Raw genomic sequence first — 2,730 nt, 5'->3', positions numbered from 1 at the left:
TGTCGACGATCACGGATTTGAGCAGCGATGACGCCGCCGCCATCACGTAATTGAGCACCTCGATCACGTAATTGACCCTGGTCAGGGCGTGCGTGTCGGGATGGACCTGGTCATCGGAAGATCAGCATTCTTGCCCTCGTCACGGGACGGGGGAGCCGATGGCGAGGAGGACGTTCGAGGTGGTGGACATCACCGAGATCTTGGTGCACTGGCACGCGGGCCGGTCCAAGAACGAGATCGCGGCCAGTCTGGGGGTCTCACGCAACACCGTGCGCAAGTACGTGACCCCAGCGGAAGAGGCGGGGATCACACCCGGTGGAGCGGCGATCACCTCCGCTGAATGGGCGGCACGGGTGCGCGAGTGGTTCCCCGAGGTGGTCGACGGCCGGCTGCGGCAGGTGACCTGGCCGACCATCGACCAGCACCGCGACTACATCGTTGCCCAACTCAAGGCCGGGGTGACGGTGACGACGATCCACCAGCGGCTGCGTGATGAGCACGGGCTGGCGGTCAGCATCGCCTCGATGCGCCGCTATGTGCACGCGAATCTGCCCGAGGAGGTGCGCACCTCCCAGGTGCGGGTGCTGCGCCTGCGCGAGGCCGAGCCGGGCGCCGAAGCACAGATCGACTACGGGCAGCTGGGACGCTGGACCGACCCCAAGACCGGGCGTCGTCACATGGTTCAGGCGTTCGTGATGGTGCTGCCCGCTTCCCGGCACATGTTCGTCTATCCGGTACTGAAGGTGGACCAGCACGCCTGGAGCAGCGCGCACGTGGCCGCCTTCGGCTTCTTCGGAGGCTGCCCGGCCCGGCTGGTGCCCGACAACCTCAAGACCGGGGTGGACCGGCCAGACCTCTACGACCCGAAGATCAACCGCGCCTATGCCGAGCTGGCCGCGCACTACGGCGTCCTGATCGACCCGGCCCGATCCCGCAAGCCGCGTGACAAGGCCAGCGTCGAGCGGCCGATGCCCTATATCCGCGACAGCTTCTGGCGCGGCCGGAGTTTCACCAGCCTGGAGGAGATGCGCCAGCAGGCCGAACGCTGGTGCCTGGAAGTCGCCGGGAGGCGCCCGTGCCGTCCACTGGCCGATGCGGCCCCACTGGTGGTGTTCACCGCGGTCGAGGCCGAACGCCTGGCCGCGCTGCCGACGACGCCGTTCGTGCTGTCGCGCTGGTCCAAAGCCAAGGTCGGCCCCGACATCCACGCCCGGGTGGACAAGGTGCTGTATTCCATCCCATGGCGGTATCTGGGCCGCCATCTGGATGTCCGCTCCACCGCGACCATGGTGCAGTTCTTCTGCAGCGGGGAGCTGATCAAGACCCACCCGCGCAAGCTGGCGGGCAAGCAGACCGACCTGGCCGACTACCCGCCGGAGAAGGTCGCCTTCCACCTGCGCACCCCGGCCTGGTGCCGCGGCGAGGCCGAGCAGATCGGCCCGGCCTGCCTCGAAGTGGTCACCGCCCTGCTCGCCGATGCCGACCTGCTCTATCGGCTGCGGGCCGCGCAAGGCGTGATCGGCCTGGCCGACAAGCACAACCCGCACCGTCTGGAACAGGCGTGCGCCAAAGCCATCGAAGTCGGTGACCCGTCCTACCGCACCATCAAGGGCATCCTGGCCGCCGGCACCGAGACCGACCCGGCACCCGCGGGCCGAGGCGACGGCGGCGCGGACGCGTTCCTGCATGGTCCCGCCGCTCTGTTCGCCGACCCGCCGCCGGGCCAGGTCGCCGAGGTGATCCCGCTGCGCGGTTCCAGCACTTCGGCCGCAGGCTGACCCACCCAGCCTCCGTCTCCGTGACCACGCTCACCGCGACGCCCGCCCGCCGCCATCGCGCTGAAGCAGCCCACCACGAACCATGAACAGGAGCTTCACCATGACCAGCATCACCACGATCGAACTCAGCGCGCTGGACAAGGCGTTGCGCGCTCTCAAACTCGGCGGCATGCTCGACACCCTGGACGCCCGCCTGGCCCAGGCCCGCGCCGGGGAACTCGGCCACATCGACTTCCTCCAAGTCCTATGTGAAGACGAGCTGTCCCGACGTGACACCGTGGCCATGCAGCGACGGCTGCGCAAAGCCCGCTTCGAGCAGCAGGCAACCCTGGAGGGCTTCGACTTCGCCGCCTCGCCCAAGCTGCCCTCAGCGCAGATCCGTGACCTGGCCGCACTGCGCTGGCTCCACGCCGGAGAGTCGGTGATCCTTTACGGGCCCGTCGGGGTCGGCAAGAGCCATATCGCCCAAGCCCTCGGACACCTGGCCATCCGGCACGGCGCCGATGTCCGCTTCGCCAAGACCAGCCGCGCGCTCGCTGAGCTGGCCGGCGGCCACGCCGACCGCTCCTGGGCCCGCCGCCTGGCGGAACTCGCGCGGCCGGCGGTGCTGATCCTGGATGACTTCGTCATGCGCGAGCTGACCGCTGCCCAAGCCGATGATCTCTACGAACTGATCAGCGAACGCGCCGGCAAGTCCATGATCATGACCTCCAACCGGCAGCCGATGGACTGGTATCCGCTGTTCCCCAACCCTGTTGTCGCCGAGTCGCTCCTGGACCGGTTGATCAACAACAGTCACCAGGTCTTCATGAACGGGCCGAGCTACCGCCCTAACAAGCGTCCCGGGCGCGCCGTGACCCCCAGCACGACGAAGGCGGGATAGAACAGAAATCAGACCGGGACCTGGTCAATTACGTGAGCACAGGGCTGCTCAATTCTGTGATCGTCCACA

2 protein-coding genes are annotated in these 2,730 nt (G+C 67.8%); both read left to right on the top strand.

Annotated elements, in window-relative coordinates; all coding sequences use genetic code 11:
- Positions 1-179: 179 nt before the first annotated feature.
- Entirely contained in the window at positions 180-1,778 is a 1,599-nt protein-coding gene (gene istA / locus IMZ11_RS42000; RefSeq protein ID WP_374463242.1) for an IS21 family transposase, read from the top strand.
- 100 nt (positions 1,779-1,878) lie between these two features.
- Positions 1,879-2,661, top strand: a complete 783-nt coding sequence (gene istB / locus IMZ11_RS41995; protein WP_228649077.1) for an IS21-like element helper ATPase IstB — start codon at positions 1,879-1,881, stop codon at positions 2,659-2,661.
- Positions 2,662-2,730: the final 69 nt, after the last annotated feature.

The sequence above is a fragment of the Microtetraspora sp. AC03309 genome (assembly GCF_020826795.1).
Lineage (GTDB): Bacteria > Actinomycetota > Actinomycetes > Streptosporangiales > Streptosporangiaceae > Microtetraspora > Microtetraspora glauca.
This window is presented reverse-complemented; position numbering and strand designations above follow the sequence as displayed.

Bases quoted from the DNA above. Each gene is read 5' to 3' on its own strand.
- istB (WP_228649077.1), top strand. From the start codon at position 1,879: ATGACCAGCATCACCACGATCGAACTCAGCGCGCTGGACAAGGCGTTG.